The sequence below is a fragment of the Pantoea sp. genome, assembly GCF_032114055.1.
Taxonomy (GTDB): Bacteria; Pseudomonadota; Gammaproteobacteria; order Enterobacterales; family Enterobacteriaceae; genus Pantoea.
In genome coordinates this window covers 44,543-68,546 of record NZ_DAMCTB010000008.1, presented here as the reverse complement: position 1 = coordinate 68,546, position 24,004 = coordinate 44,543, and the positions used below count along the sequence as shown (strand labels likewise).

Genomic DNA, 24,004 nt, shown 5'->3' with positions numbered 1-24,004 from the left:
GTCAGAAGTTTTATGTCTTTCAGCAGACGTCAGTTTATCCAGCTTTCTGCTGGCGTGGCACTCAGCGCCACGGTTATGCCTCGTGCGGCGCTGGCCGCCTCGTCCGCCAGTGGCGATACGCCGCTTCCTGTTCCGCCGTTGCTGGAATCCCGTCGCGGCCAGCCGCTGTTTCTGACGATGCAGCGCAGCCACTGGTCGTTCAACGGCGATAATAACAAGGTGCCGGTGTGGGGGATTAATGGCCTCTATCTTGGCCCCACTGTTCGGGTCTACAGCGGCGATGACGTTAAGCTCATCTACAGCAACAGGCTGAACGAACCAGTTTCGATGACGGTCAGCGGCCTGCAGGTGCCGGGTGCGCTGATGGGCGGTGCGCCGCGTATGATGTCGGCGGGCGCAGACTGGTCACCGGTGCTGCCGATTCGGCAAGCGGCCGCGACCTGCTGGTATCACGCGAACACCCCGAACCGCATGGCACCGCACATCTACAACGGCCTGGCAGGAATGTGGCTGATAGAAGATGATGTCAGCAAACAGCTGCCGCTGCCAAAGCACTACGGGGTGGATGACTTCCCGATCATCATTCAGGACAAGCGCCTTGATAACTTTGCGACACCCGTATATGACCCGCCGCAGGAGGGTGGCTTTCTGGGTGACACGCTGCTGGTCAACGGTGTGCGCAATCCGTTCGTGGAGGTGTCGCGCGGCTGGGTACGTCTGCGTCTGCTGAACGCGTCGAATGCGCGCCGCTACGAGATGATGCTCAGTGACAATCGGCCATTTATGGTCATCGCCAGCGATCAGGGCTATCTGCCTGCACCGGTGGCGGTGCAGCGTCTCTCTCTGGCGCCGGGCGAACGCCGCGAGGTGCTGGTGGATATGTCGCAGGGCGACGAAGTCTCTATCACCGCAGGCACGGCGGCGGGCATTATGGACCGGCTGCGCGGCTTCTTCGAGCCTTCATCCATTCTGACCTCAACCCTGATCCTGACGCTGCGGCCGACCGGTCTGCTGCCGCTGGTAACCGATAATCTGCCGATGCGGCTGCTGGCTGACCAGATCCTGGATGGCGCAGCGGTACGCACGCGGGAGTTCCGCATCGGTGACAGCATGCCGGGCATCAACGGCGCGGTGTGGGATATGAACCGCATCGACACCACGACCCAGCAGGGCACCTTCGAGCGCTGGATCCTGCACGCTGATCGGCCGCAGTCGCTGCATATCCAGGGCGTGATGTTCCTGATAAAAAGCGTGAATGGCGCTCAGCCGATGGGCGAAGATCGCGGCTGGAAAGATACGGTGTGGGTCGATGGCAGCGTGGAGCTGCTGGTGAGCTTCCCGCAGAGTGCTTCTGACCACTTCCCGTTCGTCTATTACAGTCAGACGCTGGAGCTGGCGGATCGCGGAACCGCGGGTCAGCTGGTGGTACAGCCCACCGCATAAGTACGCGGCCAGGCGGGATAACCTGCCTGGCCGCGTTTTTCATCCGCTGCCGGCGACCGGGCAGCGGGTAAGATCATCCTGAAACGCTGTCCTAGTTAAAGGTTTCCGGATCGGGTCCCAGACGGTTGCCGCTGTCCAGCTTCGCAATATCACTCACTTCATGCTTATCCAGACGGAAATCGAAGACTTTAAAGTTCTCTTCGATACGCGCTGGCGTCACGGACTTCGGAATCACCACCAGGCCGCTGTCCAGATGCCAGCGGATCACGATCTGCGCCGGGGTTTTGCCATATTTCTTCGCCAGTGACCTGATGATCTCCTGATCGAATACCCCTTTACCGCCCTGAGCCAGCGGACTCCAGGATTCGGTCTGAATCTGATGCAGCGCGTTCCAGGCGTGCAGGGTGCGCTGCTGCAGCATCGGGTGCAGCTCGATCTGGTTCACGACCGGCGTCACGCCGGTTTCATCCATGAGTCGCTTCAGGTGCGCCTCGTGGAAGTTGCAGACGCCAATGCTTTTGGTCAGCCCCTGCTGCTGCAGTTCGATCATCTTCTTCCAGGCGTCAACGTAATGATCTTTTTCCGGGCACGGCCAGTGCATCAGATAGAGATCAACCTGATCCAGTTTGAGCTTCTCCAGGCTGGTTTCCATCGCCTGCTGAACGTTCTGCTGATCGTCGTTCCAGAGTTTGGTGGTGACGAAAATCTCTTCGCGCGGCACATCAGTTTCCTGCAGTGCCTGACCAATCGCCTCTTCATTTTTGTAGGCGGCGGCGGTATCGATTGAGCGATAGCCGACCTCAAGCGCTTTCAGCACGGCATGGCGTGCATCCTCCATGCTGGCCTGCCATACGCCAAGTCCCAGTTGCGGCATCATGTTGCCATCGCGCAGTTTGATAATGGGTTGGTCTGCCATAGTTGCTCCTTTCCGTTGCGGTTAACCCGTGAGATTTCACTGTGCTTAAGTCTAGCCAACAATTGTCAGCCTGCTCAGCTCAGGCAACTTCTGTCGCGCCGGGGTTATGCCTGATTCAGTAAACTTCTTGCCTGATTCTCCAGACCGCTGGCGATTCAGGCACAGGCACGGCACACTGAATTTTTGCCTGAAAAGGAGTCGCTATGGCGCATGATGCACTGTGTCACCGGCTGGCACAGCAGGTCGTCACCTTAATGACGCACGGTCATGATCGTCTCTGTCCCGTCGAAAATGTGTCGCTGATTTATGCGAATCAATATCGCCCCCGTACGCCGATGATGTATCAGCCCGGTATTGTGATCCTGTTTCAGGGCAGCAAAACCGGTTATCTCGGCAGCACCACTTTTCAGTATGACGCCAGCAAATACCTGATGCTGACCGTGCCGCTGCCGGTGGAGTGCGAAACCTGGGCCTCGCCGGATATCCCAATCGCCGGGCTCTGTCTGAACGTCGATACCGCCAGTCTGCAGGATCTGCTGATTGAAATCGGCGATGACGACCAGTTTCAGCCCCAGCCGCTGACGTCCGGTATTCATTCGGCGTGGCTGACGGAACCGATGCTCTGCGCCGCCGAACGCCTGCTTGATGTCATGACCCAACCGCGTGATGCGCGCGTGTTGGGACCGCACATCGTGCGGGAGATAATCTACTATGTGCTGACTGGCCCGATCGGCGGGGCGCTGCTCTCGCTGGTGAGCCGACAGACGCAGTTCAGCCTGATCGCGCGTGCGCTGCGACGGATTGAGAATCACTATGCGGAAAACCTCAGCGTGGATGCGCTGGCGGCGGAGGTGAACATGAGCGTTTCCGCCTTTCACCACAACTTTAAGGCCGTCACGCAGACCTCACCGCTGCAGTATCTCAAGCGATATCGCCTGCATCAGGCGCGCCTGCTGATGCTGCATGACGGACTCAAAGCAGGTGCAGCGGCGGTGCGGGTCGGCTATGAGAGCCCGTCACAGTTTTCGCGGGAATTTAAACGCTATTTTGGCGTGACGCCGGGGGAGGAGGTGAGTCGGGTCAGGCAGACCGTCGCGGATCCGTCCGCCTGAGCAGCGGCGGACCCGGACGTAGCAGGCGCGTCAGGTCCGTTTCTGCCGACGCTTCTTCCAGATGACCATAATGCTGCCGGAGAGGCCGAGCACCAGCAGCACCATCGGCAGAACCATCAGGATGGCCATCACCTGATCTTCATGGCGTTTAATAAACGGCACCTGGCTGATGCCATAGCCGAAGGCCACCACAATCCCGACCCACAGCACGCCGCTCAGCCAGTTAAACAGCTGGAAGCGGCCATTCTGCAGGCCGGAAATCCCGGCCATGGTTGGCAGCAGGGTACGGACAAACGCGAGAAAACGGCCGACCAGCAGCGCCATCAGGCCATGACGGTTAAACATATTCCAGGCGCGCTGGTGATACTGCGCGGGCAGATGCATCAGCCAGTTCTTCACCAGCCGGGTATTACCCAGCCAGCGCCCCTGCAGATAACTCAGCCAGCAGCCCAGGCTGGCGGCCGTCGTCAGAATCACTATCGTTGGCACAAAATCCATTACCCCTTTTGCCACCATTGCGCCTGCCAGCAACAGCAGGCTATCGCCCGGCAGAAAAGAGGCGGGTAACAGACCATTTTCCAGAAACAGCGTCAGGAACATCACGCCGTACACCACCCACACCACATCCGGATTCGCCAGCGCGGCAAAATCCTGATGCCAGAGCGCCTGGACAATCTCGTGTAAAACACCCATTAGCTATTCCATCACGTCACAAGGAACTATCCGTCTGCATTCAGATGACACCGTTAATACACGCGTGATCTGAACGATGCGGGAGAAATTTTAACAACAAAAGTGCGATTGCCCGGCAGAGTCTGCCGACAGCCGCCATCGGTTTAGCATCCGTTTACGCTTTGTTTAACTGACTCAGCGCATCAGACGCGAAAATCCCGCCTCCAGGTCAGCCAGCAGGTCATCAACGTGCTCCAGACCAATGTGCAGTCGCACCAGCGTGCCGGTGAAATCCACACCGCCTGCCGGACGAATGGCGGCCAGCTCTTCGGGCTGATTCGCCAGAATCAGGGACTCGTAGCCACCCCAGGAGTAAGCCATGCTGAAATGATGGAAGTGATCGAGATATTCTGCCAGCTGGGCGTCACCTAATTTTTCCTGCAGGATAAAGGAGAACAGGCCGCTGCTGCCGTTAAAATCGCGCTGCCAGAACGCATGTCCCTTGCTTTGCGCCAGTGCCGGATGGTTGACCCATGCCACCTCCGGACGCGCCGCCAGCCATTCCGCCACCAGCAGGGCGCTCTCTTCATGCTGACGCAGACGGGTGCCCAAAGTACGCAGACCGCGGCTCGCCATATAGGCGGTGTCAGCATCGACCATCTGTCCCATCAGATAGGAGTTCTCGCGCAGCTGATCGATACAGCGCGCATTGGCTACGGCGGTGCCAATCATCGCATCGCTGTGGCCAATCAGATATTTGGTGCCGGCCTGAATCGAGATATCGATGCCATGCGCCAGGGCATTAAAGAAAATCCCGGCCGCCCAGGTGTTGTCGAGCATGATGATCGCGTCGGGTGCACGGGCGCGAACGGCTGCGACAATTGCCGGAATATCCTGCACTTCCATGGTAATGGAGGCAGGCGATTCCAGGAAAACGACCCGGGTGTTGGGCTGCACAAGCTCAGCAATTTCACTGCCAAGGGTGTGATCGAACCAGCCCGTTGACACCTGCATCTTCGCCAGGATTTTCGTGCAGAAATCCTGCGTCGGCTCATAGACTGCACCGCTCATCAGCACATGATCGCCAGCCTCCACAAACGCCAGAATCGCATTCGCCACCGCCGCTGCGCCGCAGGGATAAAGCACGCAGCCTGCACCGCCTTCCAGCTCGGTCATCGCATCCTGCAGCGCAAAGTGGGTCAGGGTGCCCCGGCGGCCATAAAAGAGTTCGCCTTTTGCCCGGCCTGCGGTGGCGCGCTTTTTCTCCGCAACGCTATCGAAAACCAGCGAGGAGGCACGCTGAATAACCGCATTCACCGAGCCTTGGGTATAACGCTTGCTGCGTCCTGCGCTGACGAGCGTGGTATCAATTTTTCTGGTGGTCATGAGTCGCCTTTGCCGCTTCTGACTAAGCCCTCACGTTATCACGAAACGACCAGCAGGGTTGAGACTCAATGGTGATTATCAGAGTGCGTCGCAGCATAAAAAAGCGGGCCCGCGAACGGGCCGCTTTTATTGTGCTACATCACGCCCATCAGGTGCGGTAACCAGAGTGAAATGGCAGGGACATAAGTGATCAGCATCAGCACCAGGAACAGCATGCCGTAGAAGGGCAGCATCTCGCTGACCACCTGTTCAATCTTCTGTTTACTCACCGCGCTGGCAACAAACAGCACCGTGCCGACCGGCGGCGTAATCAGCCCGATCCCCAGGTTAGTCAGCATGATCATGCCAAAGTGAACCGGATCGATGCCCAGCGCGGTCGCTACCGGCAGTAGCACTGGCGTCAGAATCAGGATCAGCGGTGCCATGTCCATCAGCGTTCCCACCACCAGCAGCAGCAGATTGATGCACATCAGAATCACATATTTATTATCAGAGAGGCTGGTAAAGGCTTCCGTAATCAGGGTCGGGAGCTGCATGAAGGTCATTACCGCGCCGAAGCCCGCCGCGAAGGCGATCAGCACCATGACGATAGTGACGGTTTTAATGGTGCGGAACAGCAGAATGTGCAGCTGACGCCATTTGAAATCGCGGTAGATAAACATCGTCACAAAGAAGGCCCAGAGGCAGGCGATGGCGGCAGATTCCGAGGCGGTAAAAATGCCGGAGAGGATACCCCCCATGATGATCACCACGGTAAAGAGCCCCCAGAACGCATCGAAGAAGATCTTCAGCGCCTGACGAAACGGGATCCGTTCGCCTTTGGGGTAGCCGCGTTTGCGGGCAAAGCCCAGACACATCACCATCAGGCAGGCTGCCAGCAGCAAGCCAGGGAAGATCCCGGCGACAAACAGGGAGGAGATGGTCACCATGCCGCCAGTCGCCAGCGAATAGATCACCGAGTTATGACTGGGGGGCGTCAGCACCGCCTGCACCGATCCGCTGGCGGTGACGGCGGCGGCGAAATCACGCGGATACCCTTTCTCCTCCATCTGCGGGATCATCACCGAGCCAATCGAGGCGGTATCCGCCACCGATGAACCGGAGATCGCGCCAAAGAAAGTCGAGGCGACGATATTAACCAGGGAGAGCCCGCCGCGAATAAAGCCGACAAAGATATAGGCGAAGTTGACCAGCCGCCGGGCAATGCCGCCTTCTGCCATGATCGCGCCAGCCAGAATAAAGAACGGGATGGTCAGCAGCGAAAATTTATTGATGCCGTTGGTGACCTGGATCACCACCGCCTCCAGCGGCAGATCGATCCACCACGCCCCGATAAAGGCGCTGAGGCCGACGGCGAAGGCGACCGGAAAGCCCACCATCAGCAATACCAGCAAACTGCCTATCAGAATCAATGCATCCATTTTTCTGCTCCGCGTTAGTGGGTGCCGCCCAGCGAGACAACCGGCCGCTGACTCTGATCGCCGTTCAGCAATCGCTCAATGACAAACAGCAGGGTAAAGATCGCGCCGACCGGAATCGGCAGATAGATCTCGCCGTAAGTGACCGCAGGCAGCGCAGCGAGATGCTGAACCCACATCGCTTCGCACAGGCTGTAGCTTGCCTGAAAGATGACCAGACAGGTGACGATCATCAGCAGGTCGCTGACGCGCAGCATCAGGCGCTGCCGGGCGGGCGACAGGCGATCGGTGACCATCGACACGCAGATATGGGTTCCGGCGCGCAGGCCCACCGGCGCGCCAATAAACGTAAAAATAATCATGCAGATAATGGCGACCGGTTCCGGCCAGGAGAGCGCGCCATTCATCACGTAACGGGCGAAGATCCCCACCGGGATCACCGTCACCATGATCAGCAGCGCCACAGCGGCCACCAGCATGCAGAGCAGATAAAGCCCATCCATCAGACGCGTATAAGCAGTCATAACTGATACCTGAGTAAGCACGCCACACGGCAGTGTGGCGTCGGGATTATTTCACCTCAGCGATCCGGGTCATCAGATCCTGATATTTACCGGCAAACTGATCGCGCACCGGTTGCGTGGCTTTAACGAAATAGTCACGGTCGGTCTGCTGGAACGTGACGCCGCCCGCCTTCATTTTGGCGATCGCGTCGTCAGTGTAGGTCGCCCAGAGCTGGCGCTCCTCATCCTGCGCCTCTTTACCCAGCTTTTTCAGCAGCGCCTGATCCTCGGGTTTGAGGCGATCCCAGGCGCGTTTTGAATAGAGGATCATCTCTGGCTGGATAAAGTGGCCGCTGAGAGTGTAATACTTCGCCACCGGCAGATAGTTGTGGGCCACAAAGGTGGGGGGATTGTTCTCTGTGCCATCGACTACACCGGTCTGCATGGCGCTGAACACCTCGCTGACGCCCATTGCCACCGGATTGGCGCCCATGGCTTTTAGTGTTGCCAGCGAGATGGCGCTGTTCTGCACCCGAATCTTCATACCTTTGAGATCTTCGGGTTTCGCCAGCGGTTTATTGGTGATCATGTTGCGTTCACCCGCGTCGGTCCAGCCGAGAAAGACCATGCGGGCATTAGGATCGTTGTCGAACCGGCTGGCGATCTCGCGACCTATCTCACCATCCAGAACCTTGTGCATGTGGTCAACGTCGCGAAAAATATAGGGCAGCGTCAGTACGCTGGTTTCCGGAGCAATTGAGGTCACTGGCGCCAGCGAAACGCGGATCATATCAATGGCGCCGAGCTGTACCTGTTGCAGTGTCTGATCTTCATCACCCAGTACGCCACCGGCATAAATTTTCATCTCCAGCCGCCCGTCGGTGGCCTGCTTCAGTTTGTCACCCATGTGCTGCAGGGCGACCACCGTCGGATAGCCCGCAGGCTGCACTTCGGCAACTTTAATAACCTGTGCCAGGGCGGTACTGCTCATCATCGCCACTGCCAGGGCCGTTGCCAGGCCTGTTTTTATCATTCTCATTATATTGTCTCCTGCAGAGGTAGGACGGCCCGGAGTCGGGGCTGAATGCAGAGGGCCGTGAGGAGCCAGCATAGTGAAAACCTGTCTGAGTAAAATGCAGCAATGCTGATTGAATGAAACCCATCACATTTTGAAACGTTGTTTTAATAAATTTTCATGCGGCTTCACATTTTAGAAACATCCGGACATATCGCCGTTAAAACCGCTCAACGCAGGTCATCTGGTACCCCTGACTTTGTAAATACTAATGAGAACTACTATCAATTCGACGCCGTTTTGCTATTATTTGTCCTTATTTTGCATCCCTGAATCAGAAGTTGGAGAAGCAGCGTGGTAGCCAGTGAGTTGATGCAAACGGATCTCTCCGTTTGGGGCATGTATCAACATGCCGATATCGTGGTAAAGGTGGTGATGATTGGCCTGTTGCTGGCCTCTGTCGTGACCTGGGCGATTTTCTTCGGCAAATATGCCGAACTCAGCGCGGCTAAGCGTCGCCTGAAGCGTGAGCAGCAGGCGCTGGGCGAAGCCCGCAATCTCAATGACGCCGCCCGCATCGCCCAATCGTTTACCGGCCACAGCCACAGCGTAGTGCTGCTGAACGACGCGCAGAATGAACTTGAGCTGTCGGCGGGGGTGGAAGACACCAACGGAATCAAAGACCGCACCAGTTTCCGCCTTGAGCGCCGCGTGGCTGCCTTCAGCCGTCATGCCGGACGGGGCAATGGGTTCCTGGCGACTATCGGCTCTGTCGCGCCGTTCGTAGGGCTGTTCGGTACTGTCTGGGGCATCATGAACAGCTTTATTGGTATCGCGAAAACGCAGACCACGAATCTCGCCGTGGTCGCGCCGGGGATCGCCGAAGCGCTGCTGGCGACCGCAGTCGGTCTGGTGGCGGCTATCCCGGCGGTCGTCATCTACAACGTGTTTGCCCGCATGATCGCTAACTACAAAGCCTCGCTGGGCGATGTTGCCGCTCAGGTTATGCTGCTGCAGAGTCGTGATATCGACCTCGGCACCGTCGCGCGGGATGTTCCGCGTCCCGCCACCGCTCAGAAGCTGCGGTTAGGGTAAGCACTGATGGCAATGCGATTAAACGACGACCTGGAGACACAGGGTGAAATGCACGAAATCAACGTGACGCCGTTTATCGACGTCATGCTGGTTCTGCTGATCATCTTTATGGTGGCCGCGCCCCTGGCGACGGTCGATGTGCGGGTTAATCTGCCTGCCTCCACCAGCGCGCCGCAGCCACGACCGGAAAAGCCGGTCTACCTGTCGATTAAGGCGGATAAGCAGCTTTATGTCGGCAACGACCAGGTCACGCCCGATTCGCTGGTGAACGTGCTGACCAGCCAGACCCAGGGCAATAAAGAAACCACCATCTTCTTCCAGGCGGACAAGTCAGTGGATTATGAAACGCTGATGAGCGTGATGGACAAGCTGCGCACAGCGGGCTATCTGAAGATCGGCCTGATGGGCATGGAAACTGTGAAGAAATAGCGGCTTATCCGGTATCTCAACAGGGCGACGGCTTCCGTCGCCTTTTTTTATGTCTGCGCGACAGCCATACAAAATCAGGTCAACTGGCGATCGCACCGATCGGTTATGCTGGCTGAACTGAATTGTTAATTGGTTGTTACTTATGAACACAGTTTTGTAAAGTGCAATGGTGAGCCTGGTCACATTATTCCTGTCTCAGGCAGGCTAAAACGGCTAAAAAACAACAGGAAGCCGTTATGAGTCACACCCCGTCTTTACAAAAGCCATCCAAAAGTGCCGCGCGGACAATCTTTAACGTCACCAGTGGTAACTTTCTGGAGATGTACGATTTTATGGTGTTTGGCTACTACGCGACTGCGATAGCCAAAACCTTCTTCCCGGGTGACGACCCCTTTGCTTCTCTGATGCTGACCCTGATGACCTTTGGTGCAGGCTTCCTGATGCGCCCACTGGGGGCGATCATTCTGGGGGCCTATATTGACCATCACGGTCGTCGTAAAGGGCTGCTGCTGACACTGAGCCTGATGGCGATAGGTACACTGACCATCGCGCTGGTGCCGGGCTATGCGACCCTGGGCGCGGCGGCACCGATTCTGATTCTGCTGGGTCGACTGCTGCAGGGCTTTTCAGCGGGTGTTGAGCTGGGTGGCGTGTCGGTCTATCTGGCGGAGGTCGCTCCTGAAGGCCGAAAAGGCTTTTTCGTCAGCTGGCAGTCGGGCAGTCAGCAGATTGCAGTGATCTTCGCCGCCCTGCTGGGGCTGATGCTGAACCACCTGCTGGCGAAAGAGGCCGTGACAGAGTGGGGCTGGCGTATCCCGTTTGTGGTTGGCTGTCTGATTGTGCCGTTCCTGTTCTATATCCGCCGGATGCTGGAGGAGACCGAGGCGTTCAGCAAGCGTAAACATCGTCCGGGCATGGCAGAAATCATGCGGTCGGTAGCCAGTAACTGGGCGCTGGTGCTGGCGGGGATGCTGATGGTCGTTACCACGACGGTGATGTTCTATATGATCACCGCGTTCACCCCTACTTTCGGCAAAACCGTGCTGATGATGAGCGACAAGCAGGCGTTTCTTGTGACGCTCTGCGTCGGTGTTTCAAACCTTTTCTGGCTGCCGCTGATGGGGGCGCTGTCAGATCGCGTCGGACGTCGTCCGCTGCTGATTGTCTTTACACTGCTGATGATTGTCACCACCTGGCCGGTGCTGCACTGGCTGGTGGGATCGGCCAGCTTCGCTCACCTGCTGGAAGCGGAGCTCTGGCTGTCGTTCCTCTATGCCAGCTATAACGGGGCGATGGTCGTTTATCTGGCGGAGATAATGCCTGCTGAGGTACGCGCTGCCGGTTTCTCAATGGCTTACAGCCTGGCAACGGCGCTGTTTGGCGGTTTCACCCCGGCCATCTCCAGCTACCTGATCCACGCCACCGGTGATAAGGCGATGCCAGGCGTCTGGCTGACCTTTGCGGCCCTCTGCGGGCTGATCGGCACGCTGCTGATTGGCCGGATGGTGAAGCAGTATCAGCTGCGTCACAGCACCGCGCCCGCCAGCGCCTCGCTCTAAAACGACAAATCAACCACCACGCTGTCGCTGTAGTTTCCGGCGGGTGGCGTGCTCTGTGAAGTCAGGATGCGCGCGGTGTAGTTATAGCCGCGCGTCAGTCCATCCGCTGACACCGCCGAAGAGATCGTACTGCTCCAGCGTTCCGTTCCTGCCGACCCCCAGCGATTGCTGCCGGACTCCTTATAGATCTCATAGCTCAGCCGATTGGTGCCGCTGGCCATATTCCGTACGCTGCCGACCGGATAGCTGCCATTACTCAGCCCCACCGTATAGGTACTGCCTTTGCTGCACAGCACGTTAATGGTCTGTGTGACGGCGGAGAAGCTGCCGACCAGCGGCGCACTGCCAAAGCTGATATTGGGCGAGGTAATCGTTGTGCAGTCGTTGGTAAGGATGGCGGTAATAGTGATGGGAATGATGCCGCTGCCGTTCTGTTCGCTCAGGCAGAGGCCGCCTAAACTGATGCTGGTGCAGACGCGATACGTCACCGCCATATTCAGCGTTACCTGATACGTCCCGGCGGCCACGACCTGGCCAGGCACGGTCCGCAGATAGACCGGAATGGCGAAATTAAGACTGCCCAGCAGGCCCGCCAGATTGATCAGAGTCTGCGATCCATAGATGTAAGGCGCGCCGCCAATCGTCAGTTCGCTGGCACAGGCCGAGTCGGTACAGAGCCGGACCGGCACGTTGTCGCTGCCGGTGTCACCGCTGCGCTTTAATATGCCGCGTGTGCCGTTGTTGCTGGTCGCGCCGGTCAGCTGAAAGGTAATCTGGTTATTGCCCAGCAGTGACAGGGTTGAACCCGCCCCGCAGTTGACGTTGGCGTTGGTACTTGCAGAACTGATCGTGGTGTTCGCCACAAAGGTGGAAACCGACCCGAAGCTGGCGCTGGAGGCGGGCAGATTACAGGCGGCGTAACCCAGCGGGGACAGCAGCAGCAGGCCAGCCAGTAGCAGAAATCTCATCATGGTTGCGCTCCGGAGGGGAAAGAATCAGCGGAAGTGATGGCGTTGTCCGTCGTCGGGGACGCCAGCGCACAGGTCAGGGGACCATAGGTTTTCAGCGCCTGTGGCTGACCGCTGGCGATCTTCAGTGTGGTTTCGCAGCGGCGCCCGTCGGGCGTGAGCACCCTAATCGGGTTAAGGGAGGCGAGATTCTCCATCCAGACGAGGCCATCCCAGCCAACATATTCGGTGGGATGGTCGGGACGCAGCACCTGACTGGAAACCGGCAGCGGCTGCCCCTGAGCGTCGAGCAGAATGACGCTGGCCGAACGCAGCTTCTCCACCGGGAAATCGAGCAGGTAGCCGCTCTGACGTCTCACCGCGAAGCGCTGCTCGACCCTGGGCGTCGTCATGTCGGCGGGCAGGTCAAGCGTGTCGATGTCATAGCGGGCCGGGTAGTAACTGCTGATGGCGGGCACCAGCAGATAGCCCTGCTGGCTGGTGCGGCCCATCGGCTGATTTTCGTAGCGGACGGTCACACCGGGATAGCGGGTTTTTACCAGTACAAAGGCATCATTGATCGCGTTAGCGGCAAAGAGATGATTGTCCATGACCACCAGCGAGCCGGAGAGATCGGCCCACTGTGTGAGGTTATCATCGTCGCCATAGAAACCCGCTGAGGTGTCAATCTGGTTATTGCGATAGCGCAGGCTGCCCTGACGATAGTCGCCGCTGTTACCGCTCTGATTCGCCCAGCCCGCATCCCAGGCAATACCGCCGTCGCTGGGCATGGCGCGCGAAGCATAGAGGCGCTGACTGTTCCGGCCGCGCTGGTCGCGCTCGGTGCTGATTGCCGCGCTGCCCTGTTCGCCAAGCGGGATCACCAGCGAAATGGCGCCGGTCCAGCTCTTCTCCTGCTGATCGCGACTGGCGGAGACGTAAAGGCTGCTGTTACCCCACAGGTTTTTGCTCCAGGAGAGGTTCCACAGTCGGGTGCGATCGCCCTGGCCGTCCGTGATATCGATAAAGGCGGCCCCCACGCTGCCAAAGCGGTTCAGGGAGACGCTGGCGCTATATTGCGCGCTGCGGCGCGACAGGGCATAGCGGCGGCTGTCCGGCATCCCCCCGGCGCGACTGCCGACCAGCGCCAGGTTGCCGAACGTACTGCTGCGCTGGATCTGCTGCGTACCCAGATTGAACCAGCGATTATTGTACTGGTATCCCCAGCTATATTGTCTGCCGGTGTCGCCCTCAAGCTGGCTCTGCGCGACCGCGCCGTTGACCACGCCCCAGCTGCCGATGCGCAGCTGCCCGCCAGCGCCGCCCATCGCCAGGTTTTTACTGCCTTCGGCGTGGCTTTCCAGCGTCAGCCAGTCTGTCATGCCGTATCGCCAGGAGCCGCTGGCGGCTGCGGCGCCATAATCGAAGTTGCGGATACCGTAGTTTTCGCGGATCGCGCCCACAGAGAGCGCGTAATCCGACAGGCCCGGTTTCAGCAGGTTACTGGAGACATAAAACGGCATGGTGGTAGTGACGCGGCGGCCCACCGCGTCGGTGGTGGTGATCACGGCGTCACCCGCGCCGTTGACAAAGGGCACGTTAGTCATCGACCAGGGGCCGGGTTGCACATTTGCCTGGCCGGAGCGATAGCCGTTGATAAAGAGATCGACGGTTGAGGGGACAGCGGCCTGGCCAGAGAAGGCGGGCAGCGGATAGGTCACCAGATCGGGGCGTACGCTGAAGTCGCGGCCCACCTTCAGGCCACCGAGCCGCACGCTGCTGCTCCACGCCAGCGAGTCGGTGACCAGATCGCCGACCCGCCAGCGCATCGCCTTGTTCTCATCGTCGTGACTCCACCAGCTGTCATAACGGATATAGCCATCGTCCTGGGAGGTGGCCTGGCCTCCAAGCTGCTGCAGCCAGACACCGTTGCTGGAGAGGTGTCCGGCCTCCCCGAACAGACGCAGCTCATTCCACACCGAGAGACGGGTGCCGCTGTTATCCGTGCGGCTGGCGTAGAGGTCATAATTAATCAGCGCGCCACGGCTGGTACGACCCGGATAGCGTGGCCCGTTTTTCGCCTCGCCGATCACCTGACCCGGCAGCCACGCGGGCGGCACGGTCAGCAGCAGCCGCTGCCGCGCCGCGTCATACTCCACGTCTGCCGCCTGCAGGGCGCTGACATCCACCAGCGACTCAACGCCCAGCTTTTCCGCTGGCAGACCGGCACGCTGCAGATCGCCACTGCGCAACAGAAAATGTCCGTTGCGCTGACTGACCGGCACAATGTTGCCGTTGGCCTGCTGGTTAATGACCAGCTCCAGCATATATTGCTGCACGTCGTTGTGGCTCTGCAGGCTGGGCGGCGGGGGCAGGGAGGAGTATGTCTCCGCCCATACTGCATCGGGTACTGCAGCGCAGAGGAGACTGGCGACCGCCAGCGCGCAGGGATGTGGGGAAAAAGCTCGCATTCAGCGCTTACTTCTGAGCCGCGCTGCGCCACTGCTTTTTGTTCACTTCTGCGCTGAGTTCACCACTGACCGGTGAAGTGAGGGGCCAGCGGTAATCGCTCTCTGCCAGCACGTAGCCATAGAGACCTTCCCCCAGCCGGCGACCGCCAATTGACACATTGCTCAGCCGGGCATGGCCGTTGCCGCTGTTGGTCAGCTGCAGCCAGCGTTTGCCGCCCTCGCTGACCTGGTGCCAGCGCAGCTCCGGACGCACGCTGTCAGCGGTCACGCCCTGTCCATACACAAACAGCGGCACCGAATAGCGCATCTGGAAGGTCAGCCCGGCCTGGTTTTCACCGGGATTGCGCGGTGTCGGGATTTCATCCAGCACCACCCGATACGCCCGCTCTTTACCGGCGGCAGGCGGCATCTGTTTGATCAGCCTCACCAGCTGTTTCTGACCCGGATCCATCCGTACCATCGGCGGACTGGCGACGACCTCCTGCTGGGTCTGATACTGCTCCTGGCCGTTAATCTGCTGCCAGCTGAAGACCCGGACCTGCATCATGGTGGTGCTGTTTCCCCGATTCTCCAGCCAGAGTTCGCTGGCTTTCTCTTCAGGATTAATGGCGGGGTCAATGGGCCAGATCATTACCGAGTTAGCGGCAAAGGCCGGAGAGAGCAGGCCGGAGCTTAACAGTAACAGCAGAGCGCGTAGTGGCTTCATGTGCATATCCTTGTTTTATATTACCTCACCAGCTCAGGGTGACGGTCAGCGTGTCGGTATAGACGCCCGCGCGTGCAGTGCCAGGCAGTTTCAGCTGCCCGTAAATGGGCAAGGTAATGTTGCTGGCATTGCTGTAGCTCAGTGGCACCGACTGATTAACCGGGATCACAGTGGTGCGGCTGGCGTCTCTGAAGAGCGTATAGGGAACGGTACTGCTGTACCCGGGCAGCTTCAGATTACGGGTGGTGGTGAAGTTACTGCCCTGATTGATGCTCATGCTCAGCGTCGTGCCCGGCGTACAGGCCAGATTAATGGAGGTGCTCTGCACAAAACTGGCGTTGACGGTCGTGGCTGACACGCCAGATTGCGAACCGAAGTTCAGTGCACCGAAAACACCGGTGTTGGTTCCGGAGATTACGCAACCTGCCACAATCGATGCGGAGACCTGGAAAGTGCTGGTCGGCAGACTCCATGCGCGGGGACTACCGGTCAGCAGCGCCACGCCGCATACGATCATCAGGCAGGCTCGCCAGAGAACCACCCTGAGTATCCTGCGGCGGCAGTTAATAGTTCACGGCGACGTTGATTGTATCGGTGTAGGTACCGGCAGGGATCAGCGGATTAAAACCGCCGCCCACGACCCGGCCGTAGATGGCATAGTTTGTGCCCAGCGTCGGATCGGAGGTGCCGCTGGCCGCGATTGGCGTATTGTTCGCGATCGCGGTCGTAAAGGAGGCGTCACTATAGAGGGTATAGGCAATGCCCTGGGCATTGTTCGATCCCAGCAACAGATAGCGTGGCGAGGCAGAGGCGGTACCATAGATGGTGGCGGGTGCCGCATTGCTGCTGGTCACCACCACATTGTAGTCCTGACCCGTCGTGCAGCGCACAAAAATACCGTTACCGGCGGCCCCGACAAGGGTGGCGTTCAGCGTATCAAAGGTGGCTGCGCTGCTGCCAAAGTTCAGTGTACCGAAGTTAACACCCGCCGTAGCGGACTGGCCATTAACCAGGCAACCGGTCGTCAGCGTCAGGGTGGCATTGATCGTTCCCGAGGTCGTCGCTGCCTGGGTTAAGGCAGGAAAGGCGACAGTTAATCCAGCAGCAGCAAAAAGAAAAAGCTTGAGTTTCATAATATTTCCTTACGGATTATCGAGATTCAGTGCTTTTTCACCCGGTGCAAATTAATAATTCCAGCGCAAAAACAGGAAATAAAAAGAGCAGCGTGCTTACTGCTGTTGTTATAAGAAAATTCCTAGACTTAAGGATGATGATTTATATCAGTTTTACTTACTATAGATCAGTTAAAGCGTTACGCGAAGCACCGCCGTTTATTTTTCTCTAATCTAATGCGCATCCTGGCCGATAACCCAGTAACAGCAAGGCGCAAAGCGGAGCGGCAAAGCGGAATGACCCGATTTTTTCGACCTCTGGAATGCTTTCTGCTCCGGTGATATGTTCCTGAACCAATCAGACAAAATAACGATTTACCGGCCGGCATGGCTGGCGGGTAATAAGATGCAGATTATTAAACGCCTGCGTCTGCGGGCACGTTTGGCCGGATCTAAAAAAGGGATAAATACCGGAATTAACCACTTTCACCCGTTGGGTGTTTTTTTAAATGATTTATCAGACTGCACACAGCACCAGCTTTCTGCGGGTGGTGAGGAGTTACCTATGTTGCCTGTCACCTGGGATGGCGTTCTGGTCAGCATTTCGCTGATCGTGGCCTTTATTGCCTCTTTTACTGCGCTGGATACGGCCGGACGCGTGGCGGTTTCCCGTGGCTGGAGCGCCCGGTTCTGGCTGCTGGCAGGGGGCTCTGCTATGGGCATCGGCATCTGGGCGATGCACTTTATCGGTATGCTGGCGATGATGATGCCTGTGACGATGCGCTACGACATCCGGCTCACGTCCCTGTCGTTGCTGGTGGCGATTCTGGCCTCCTGTCTGGCCTTTGGCCAGACGGTTGGCGGGCTGCATCTTACCCGGCACCGGCTGCTGCGCGGCAGCCTGATCCTGGGAGCGGGCGTAGCGGCGATGCACTATCTCGGCATGTATGCACTGCTGATTGAACCACGACCTGAATGGAATAGCGTGCTGGTGGTGCTTTCAGTGCTGATTGCATTTGTCGCCTCAGGCGTGGCGCTCTGGCTGGCATTTCATCTGCGCAAAGGTGAGCATCATCTCCTGCTGATGCGGGGGCTGGCATCGCTGGTTATGGGGATCGCCATAGCCGGCATGCACTATGTAGGCATGGCGGCGGCGACGTTCAGTCATCACAGTATGATGCAGTCACAGGGCCTCAGTAATCCGGGACTGGCGGTATGGGTGACGCTGATTACACTGACGATCCTGGGGATCACGCTGCTCTGCTCAATGCTGGATGCACAGATGCGCGCCACGCGGCTGGCGGCACGGCTCAGATTCGCAAACAAGGAGCTGTTGCAACTGGCACTGCATGACAACCTGACCGCGTTGCCTAATCGGGTCATGCTGGAGCAGCAGCTCGATCGGGTGATCAAAAAAGCGATGCTCAATGATTTTCGCTTTGCCGTGATTTATATGGATCTCGACGGCTTCAAAGCCGTGAATGATACCTGGGGCCACCATGTCGGTGATCGGCTGCTGCTGGCAGTCGCAGAACGATTGCGCAGCCAGCTCAGCGAGACGATGCTGCTGGCGCGTCTGGGCGGCGATGAATTTGTGCTGATGGTGAAAAGATGCGATATCAGTCCGGCCCGTCAGCTGGCACAGAGACTGGTAAAAGTAATCGGTAAGCCGTTTGAATTTGACCGCTATGTCCTGCACGTTTCGCTCAGCGCGGGCATTGCGATCTTTCCTCTGCACGGCCGCAACCGGCAGGAGCTGCTGTTTAACGCCGACGCCGCGATGTACCACACCAAAAACAGCGGGCGAAACGGCTGGTGCCTGTTTGAACGGGCCATGAGTGCCGCGACGCAGCATCAGCTGGAACTGACCAACGATCTTTGGGAGGCGCTGGAGCGCCAGCAGATGAGACTGTTTTATCAGCCAAAATTCCGTTCTGGCGGCACACGCTTAATGGGATTTGAAGCGCTTCTGCGCTGGCAGCACCCACAGCGAGGCTTGCTCACGCCTGAACTTTTTCTGCCGCGAGCTGAAAAAACCGGGCAGATTGTGGCGCTCGGTAACTGGGTGATTGAGGAAGCCTGCCGTCAGCTCAGGATCTGGCACAACCAGGGGCATACTGAATGGACCGTCTCGGTTAATCTCTCGGCTTTGCAGTTTCATCAGCGCGATCTGCTGGCCACCCTGACGCGGACGCTGACCCGTTATCAGTTGCCGGGCTGCGCACTGATGCTGGAGATCACGGAAGCCATTGCGATGCGTGACCCAGTTTTCAGCCAGCAGCGTATCCGGGAACTGCAGCAGGCGGGCGTCAGCATCGCGATCGATAATTTCGGCATCGGCTATGCCAATCTGCTGCATCTGAAAGATCTGGATGCCAGCGAACTCAAGATCGATCGCAGCTTTATCAACAGCCTGCGGCCCGGCAGTGAAGATGCAACGGTGGTCAGTGCCATGCTGACTTTGGCGCAGAGCCTCAACCTGCGGATGGTGGCAGAAGGCGTTGAGACAGAAGAGCAGCAGCATTTACTTACCAGCCTGGGCTTTGATGCATTACAGGGCTATCTGCTGGGCAAGCCGACGCCAGCGGACCGGGTTGAAGTTTTCAGCCTGGCGGCCCGGCAACACCCGATGCCAGCGGCTTCAGGCTGAAAGGATGATAGGTTTCAGCTCTCACAATGTGTGGCGATCCGGCAGCGTTAACGGCTCATCAGCCGCCGGACCGCGCCGATAAATTCAAAATAGTCATAAAATCTCTGTTCAACGCCAGACACGGCTTTACCCGGGAATGCACAATGTTAGAAACCTCCTACGACTCGTTTATTGTCATCGTCTCGGTTCTTGTCGCGATGCTGGCTTCGTTTACTGCCTTAGACATGGCAGGCCGCGTGGTGCATTCAACCGGCAACGTTGCCCTGGTCTGGCTGTTTGGCGGCGGTTTTTCCATGGGGATTGGCATCTGGGCAATGCATTTTATCGGCATGCTATCGATGAACATGGAGATGGTCATGAGCTATAACGCTGCACTCACGGCGTTATCGGCGGCTATCGCGGTGTGCGCATCGATCTTTGCGCTATGGCTGGTCTGCAGTGGCGATTTACCTCTGCAGCGGCTGATGGGCGGAGCATTTATCCTCGGCAGCGGCGTGGTGGCGATGCACTACACGGGCATGGCAGCCCTGATGTTTACTCCGGGTATCGTCTGGAAATGGGGCTGGGTGGCGTTGTCAGTGGTCATCGCCCTGGTCGCCTCCGGCGCGGCGCTGTGGCTGGCATTTAACCTGCGGGAGGGCGGAACCAGCCGGACCACCGTGCTGCGTATCGGCGCATCAATCGTCATGGGATGCGCGATTGCGGGGATGCACTATACCGGCATGGTGGCGGCAGAGTTTCCTGTTCACAGTCATGCGGTCGGGCAGGGGGTCAACAGCGACTGGCTGGCCATTCTGGTCACGGTCGTGACGCTTTCTATCCTGGGCATCACGCTGCTGGTGTCAATGCTGGATGCGCGACTTCAGACACGCACCTCGCTGCTCGCCAGTTCGCTGGCGGAAGCCAACCGCGAGCTGGCACAACTGGCGCTGCACGATAACCTGACCCGGCTGCCTAACCGCATCCTGCTGGAAGATCGGCTGGAGCAGGCGATCAACAAAGCGAACCGCGAAAAGACGCAGTTTGCGCTGATGTTTATGGATCTCGACGGGTTTAAGGCGGTAAACGATGCCTTCGGCCACCATATTGGCGACAACCTGCTGGTGGGTGTGACCGAGCGGATGAGTCAGCAGATGACCGGCTACTACACACTGGCGCGGCTGGGCGGCGATGAGTTTGTGCTGCTGGCGGAGATTGGGGAGCCCAACGATGCGGCGGCCATCGCCGACAAACTGGTCAAAGCGGTAGACTGCCCGTTCGATATCTCACGCTATGAGCTGGTGGTATCACTGAGTATTGGCATCGCGGTCTATCCCGGTGATGGGGTGGATGAGCGTGAGCTGATGTTTAACGCCGATGCGGCGATGTATCACACTAAAAACAGTGGCCGCAATGGCTATACCTTCTTCCAGCCCTCAATGAACCTCCAGGCGCAGAGCCAGCTTCAGCTCAACAACGATCTCCGGCAGGCACTGGAAAACGACGAGCTGCGGCTCTTCTATCAGCCTAAATACTGCGCCCCGCGCGGCCCGATTCTTGGTTTTGAGGCGCTGCTGCGCTGGCAGCATCCGCATCACGGCCTGCTGTCGCCCGATAAGTTCCTGCCGATGGCGGAAAAGACCGGCATGATTATCAGCATCGGTAACTGGGTGATTCACGAAGCCTGTCGCCAGCTACGGCAGTGGCATCTCCAGGACCATCCGGACTGGACGGTCGCGGTAAACCTGTCGGCGCTGCAGTTTGAGCAGGCGAATCTGGTGGAAACCGTGATAGAGGCGCTGACAAAGCATCAGATCCCGGCCGAACAACTGACGCTGGAGGTCACGGAAACCATCGCCATGCGCGATCCGGATGAGAGCGTGCGAATTCTCACCGAACTGACCCAGCTGGGCGTCAAAGCCTCGATCGATGACTTCGGCACCGGCTACTCCAGCCTGCTCTATCTGAAGCGGCTGCCGGCCAGCGAACTCAAAATCGACCGGGCGTTTGTCAGCGAACTGCAGCATCAGAAAGAAGATGCTACGATCGTCGCGGCAATTGTGGCACTGGCGCAGTCACTGCAGCTGAAGGTGGTGGCCGAGGGCGTGGAAACCGCAGAGCAGCAGGCTTTTCTGACCAGTCTGGGCTGCAATATGTTGCAGGGCTATCTGCTGGGCAGGCCGATGCCACCGGAGCGGGTGTCGGAAATGGCAAACTTTGTAGCGGGAGCGATCGAAGAGGCGGCTGCCACCGAAAGCAGCTGTTCAGACACCTGTCGGCCGCTGACCGCGGAGGTTGCCGCCCTCTGACGCGCCTCTGAACAGGCTGGTATCCTCTGTGTCTGGCCGATCAGCGACGCGCAGCGCCTGCCATTGATCGCTGTGCGTGGTAAAGTCTGGCGGTTAAACAAGGAGAGGTCACCCGTGGCAAAATACCAGCGATTGATGGATGAGATTCAGCAACAGATAGAGGCGGGTATCTGGTTGCCGGGCACCCGGCTGCCGTCGCTGCGTCAGCAGGTGGCGCAGCAGGGCGTCAGCCTGATGACGGTGCTGCATGCCTATGAGTTGCTGGAGAGTCAGGGCTGGATTGTCTCCCGTCCTCAGTCGGGCTATTACGTGGCTCCGCGCGCGCTGGCACCCGCCCCGCTGAGCGTTGCGATCAGCGAACAGGTCGACATCAACGACTTCGTATTTGATGTGCTCCAGGCAACGCGCGATCCCGCTATCGTGCCGTTTGGCTCCGCCTTTCCCGATCCCGCGCTCTTTCCACAGCGCCAGCTGATGCGTTCACTGGCGAACGTTTCACATCATCTGACCCCCACCGATGCGCTGCACAATCTGCCGCCTGGCAACGCCACGCTGCGTCAGCTGCTGGCACAGCGCTACGCGCGGCAGGGCATCACTCTGTCGCCGGATGAAATTGTGATCACCAGTGGGGCGCTGGAGGCGCTGAACCTCAGCCTGCAATCCCTGACGGAGCCGGGCGACTATGTGGTGATCGAACAGCCGGGCTTTTATGGGGCGCTGCAGGCAATTGAGCGGCTCAGGCTCAAGGCGCTGGCGATCCCGGTGGATGCTAAGCAGGGTATCGATCTGGTGCAGCTGGAGGAGGCCCTGCAGCGCTGGCCGGTAAAAGCCTGCTGGCTGATGACGACGCTGCAGAACCCGCTCAGCGTCACCCTGACGCCGGAGCGCAAGCAGCAGCTGGTGGCGCTGCTGGCACGGTATCAGGTGCCAATGATCGAAGACGATGTGTATGCCGAACTCTGGGCCGGAGACGTTCCGCCGCTGCCCGCCAAAGCCTGGGATCGTCAGGGAAACGTGCTGCACTGCGGGTCATTCTCGAAATCGCTGGTAGCGGGGTTCCGCGTGGGCTGGGTCGCTGCAGGCCAGCATGCGCAGCGGATCCAGCGGCTGCAACTGATGAGTACGCTCTCAACCAGTGCGCCAATGCAGCTGGCGCTGGCTGATTTTCTCGCCACCCGGCGTTATGACACCCACCTGAAGCGGTTGCGGCAGATTCTGTCGAAGCGACAGCAGATGGTGCGTCAGGCGTTACTGAAGGTGCTGCCGCTGCAGGCCACGGTGAGTGAAGCCCGCGGCGGCTATTTTCTCTGGGTTACCCTGCCGGAACCTATTGATACCACCCGGCTCTACCAGCAGGCGCTGGCGCAGGGGATCAGTATCGCACCGGGGCAGTTATTTTCGGCAGGCGAGCAGTTCGGTCACTGCTTCAGGCTGAACACCGCCTGGCCGTGGGATAGTCGGGCCGAGGCGGCAATCGAAACGCTGGGGCAGCTGATGGCGGAAGGGCTGGCGGATTAAACGGTCGCCGCCTGCTGGTGGCCCCAGGTCAGGTAGTAGACATCGTAGAAATCCACTTCCCCTTTTTGCGTCAGCAGACGCTGGATGCCGCTTTTCACCCGCTCCGGCGTATCGGGCAGGGCAAGGATGCGCGTGATGGCCTGCTCACGCACCGGCTGCACGTAATACCATTCGCCGTTGTAGCAGACGCGCAGGTCGAGCGCATCGATATCTTCAAAGCGATATTTCGGGTTGATATCCAGCAGCATCAGCAGGCTCATCACCAGCACAAACACGGTAGCAAACCAGAAGGCAGGCCAGCCCAGCATTTCGGTGGTGAAAATCAGCGCCACGCACAGGCCGTAGCAGAGGTACATGACGGCCCAGAGACCGGGATGATTTTTCAGAAACGAGAGGCTGAAGCGCGGCAGGTTGTCGCGACGTTCTTCACGGTTAAGTGTGGCGATCTCGTCGATCAGGATTTGTTTAATAGCGTCCATTAGTTACCTCACTGTCATCTGTTAGCTATTACAACAGATAACAGTCAAGCACATCAGAAACAGATCGGTGCATTTTTTATATAACAGTTAAAGGGGTAACTGACTGTCCACGCGCGGACAGAACCAGCTTCCCCGGCGAACTGACAATTTGCAACACTTTAGCGCAGTAAAAACCGCTCTCCGCCGCCATCCAGGCAGGGGCTGGCCCTACAGATTGCGACGCATTTGGCTTTAGTTAGCCGTATCAGTTAATTATCGTCATTCTGCAGGCTGGCGCACATTGCT

20 protein-coding genes are annotated in these 24,004 nt (G+C 58.4%); 8 read left to right on the top strand and 12 right to left on the bottom strand.

The window, feature by feature from the left end:
* Nucleotides 1-12 precede the first annotated feature (12 nt).
* Nucleotides 13-1,443: a cell division protein FtsP gene (ftsP, locus tag RT657_RS14090; RefSeq protein ID WP_313655197.1), complete on the top strand. Its 1,431-nt coding sequence runs from the start codon at nucleotides 13-15 to the stop codon at nucleotides 1,441-1,443.
* Nucleotides 1,444-1,534: 91 nt separating this feature from the next.
* On the opposite strand, the gene dkgA is transcribed toward ftsP, so the two are convergent.
* Nucleotides 1,535-2,359, bottom strand: a complete 825-nt coding sequence (dkgA, locus tag RT657_RS14085; protein ID WP_313655196.1) for a 2,5-didehydrogluconate reductase DkgA — start codon at nucleotides 2,357-2,359, stop codon at nucleotides 1,535-1,537.
* Between the two features lie 203 nt (nucleotides 2,360-2,562).
* Between dkgA and RT657_RS14080 the strand changes: the two genes are divergently transcribed.
* The gene (locus RT657_RS14080) at nucleotides 2,563-3,471 is read left to right on the top strand and encodes an AraC family transcriptional regulator (protein ID WP_313655195.1); all 909 of its coding nucleotides are present in this window, start codon (nucleotides 2,563-2,565) and stop codon (nucleotides 3,469-3,471) included.
* A gap of 30 nt (nucleotides 3,472-3,501) precedes the next feature.
* Here RT657_RS14080 and RT657_RS14075 read toward each other — a convergent pair whose 3' ends face one another.
* From RT657_RS14075 to RT657_RS14055, 5 genes are all read right to left on the bottom strand, one after another.
* The gene (locus RT657_RS14075; protein ID WP_313655194.1) at nucleotides 3,502-4,164 is read right to left on the bottom strand and encodes a DedA family protein; all 663 of its coding nucleotides are present in this window, start codon (nucleotides 4,162-4,164) and stop codon (nucleotides 3,502-3,504) included.
* A 174-nt stretch (nucleotides 4,165-4,338) separates the two neighbouring features.
* Nucleotides 4,339-5,529, bottom strand: a complete 1,191-nt coding sequence (metC, locus tag RT657_RS14070; protein WP_313655193.1) for a cystathionine beta-lyase — start codon at nucleotides 5,527-5,529, stop codon at nucleotides 4,339-4,341.
* 134 nt (nucleotides 5,530-5,663) lie between these two features.
* Nucleotides 5,664-6,950 (bottom strand): TRAP transporter large permease, encoded by a 1,287-nt coding sequence (locus RT657_RS14065; RefSeq protein ID WP_313655192.1) that lies wholly within the window; start codon nucleotides 6,948-6,950, stop codon nucleotides 5,664-5,666.
* Nucleotides 6,951-6,964: 14 nt separating this feature from the next.
* On the bottom strand, nucleotides 6,965-7,471 hold the full coding sequence (locus tag RT657_RS14060) for a TRAP transporter small permease (RefSeq protein WP_313655191.1): 507 nt from the start codon (nucleotides 7,469-7,471) through the stop codon (nucleotides 6,965-6,967).
* Between the two features lie 46 nt (nucleotides 7,472-7,517).
* Complete coding sequence (locus tag RT657_RS14055) at nucleotides 7,518-8,489, bottom strand: TRAP transporter substrate-binding protein (protein WP_409521003.1); 972 nt, start codon at nucleotides 8,487-8,489, stop codon at nucleotides 7,518-7,520.
* Between the two features lie 348 nt (nucleotides 8,490-8,837).
* Here RT657_RS14055 and exbB point away from each other — a divergent pair, with 348 nt between their 5' ends.
* The 3 genes from exbB to RT657_RS14040 all read left to right on the top strand — a co-directional run bounded on the left by exbB (nucleotide 8,838) and on the right by RT657_RS14040 (nucleotide 11,548).
* Nucleotides 8,838-9,560 (top strand): tol-pal system-associated acyl-CoA thioesterase, encoded by a 723-nt coding sequence (gene exbB / locus RT657_RS14050; RefSeq protein ID WP_313655190.1) that lies wholly within the window; start codon nucleotides 8,838-8,840, stop codon nucleotides 9,558-9,560.
* A gap of 6 nt (nucleotides 9,561-9,566) precedes the next feature.
* Nucleotides 9,567-9,989: a TonB system transport protein ExbD gene (exbD, locus tag RT657_RS14045; RefSeq protein WP_313655189.1), complete on the top strand. Its 423-nt coding sequence runs from the start codon at nucleotides 9,567-9,569 to the stop codon at nucleotides 9,987-9,989.
* 236 nt (nucleotides 9,990-10,225) lie between these two features.
* Complete coding sequence (locus RT657_RS14040) at nucleotides 10,226-11,548, top strand: MFS transporter (RefSeq protein WP_313655187.1); 1,323 nt, start codon at nucleotides 10,226-10,228, stop codon at nucleotides 11,546-11,548.
* Here the strand turns inward: RT657_RS14040 and RT657_RS14035 are convergent.
* The 5 genes from RT657_RS14035 to RT657_RS14015 are packed head-to-tail and all read right to left on the bottom strand — an operon-like array spanning nucleotide 11,545 to nucleotide 16,805.
* Nucleotides 11,545-12,519: a spore coat U domain-containing protein gene (locus RT657_RS14035; protein ID WP_313655185.1), complete on the bottom strand. Its 975-nt coding sequence runs from the start codon at nucleotides 12,517-12,519 to the stop codon at nucleotides 11,545-11,547. The genes RT657_RS14040 and RT657_RS14035 overlap by 4 nt on opposite strands.
* The gene (locus tag RT657_RS14030) at nucleotides 12,516-14,966 is read right to left on the bottom strand and encodes a fimbria/pilus outer membrane usher protein (RefSeq protein ID WP_313655183.1); all 2,451 of its coding nucleotides are present in this window, start codon (nucleotides 14,964-14,966) and stop codon (nucleotides 12,516-12,518) included. Before RT657_RS14030 ends, RT657_RS14035 begins: the two co-directional genes overlap by 4 nt.
* Nucleotides 14,967-14,973: 7 nt before the next feature.
* On the bottom strand, nucleotides 14,974-15,672 hold the full coding sequence (locus RT657_RS14025) for a molecular chaperone (protein ID WP_313655182.1): 699 nt from the start codon (nucleotides 15,670-15,672) through the stop codon (nucleotides 14,974-14,976).
* A 25-nt stretch (nucleotides 15,673-15,697) separates the two neighbouring features.
* Nucleotides 15,698-16,189, bottom strand: a complete 492-nt coding sequence (locus tag RT657_RS14020) for a spore coat U domain-containing protein (RefSeq protein WP_313655341.1) — start codon at nucleotides 16,187-16,189, stop codon at nucleotides 15,698-15,700.
* Between the two features lie 46 nt (nucleotides 16,190-16,235).
* A complete protein-coding gene (locus RT657_RS14015; protein WP_313655180.1) occupies nucleotides 16,236-16,805 on the bottom strand; it encodes a spore coat protein U domain-containing protein in 570 nt (189 codons plus the stop codon).
* Nucleotides 16,806-17,349: 544 nt separating this feature from the next.
* Here RT657_RS14015 and RT657_RS14010 point away from each other — a divergent pair.
* From RT657_RS14010 to RT657_RS14000, 3 genes are all read left to right on the top strand, one after another.
* Entirely contained in the window at nucleotides 17,350-19,434 is a 2,085-nt protein-coding gene (locus tag RT657_RS14010; RefSeq protein ID WP_313655179.1) for a bifunctional diguanylate cyclase/phosphodiesterase, read from the top strand.
* Nucleotides 19,435-19,577: 143 nt separating this feature from the next.
* Nucleotides 19,578-21,722, top strand: coding sequence for an EAL domain-containing protein (locus RT657_RS14005; RefSeq protein WP_313655178.1), 2,145 nt, complete (start codon nucleotides 19,578-19,580; stop codon nucleotides 21,720-21,722).
* Between the two features lie 114 nt (nucleotides 21,723-21,836).
* Nucleotides 21,837-23,240 (top strand): PLP-dependent aminotransferase family protein, encoded by a 1,404-nt coding sequence (locus RT657_RS14000; RefSeq protein WP_313655177.1) that lies wholly within the window; start codon nucleotides 21,837-21,839, stop codon nucleotides 23,238-23,240.
* Here the strand turns inward: RT657_RS14000 and RT657_RS13995 are convergent.
* Nucleotides 23,237-23,719: a YlaC family protein gene (locus tag RT657_RS13995; RefSeq protein ID WP_313655175.1), complete on the bottom strand. Its 483-nt coding sequence runs from the start codon at nucleotides 23,717-23,719 to the stop codon at nucleotides 23,237-23,239. The genes RT657_RS14000 and RT657_RS13995 overlap by 4 nt on opposite strands.
* Nucleotides 23,720-24,004: the final 285 nt, after the last annotated feature.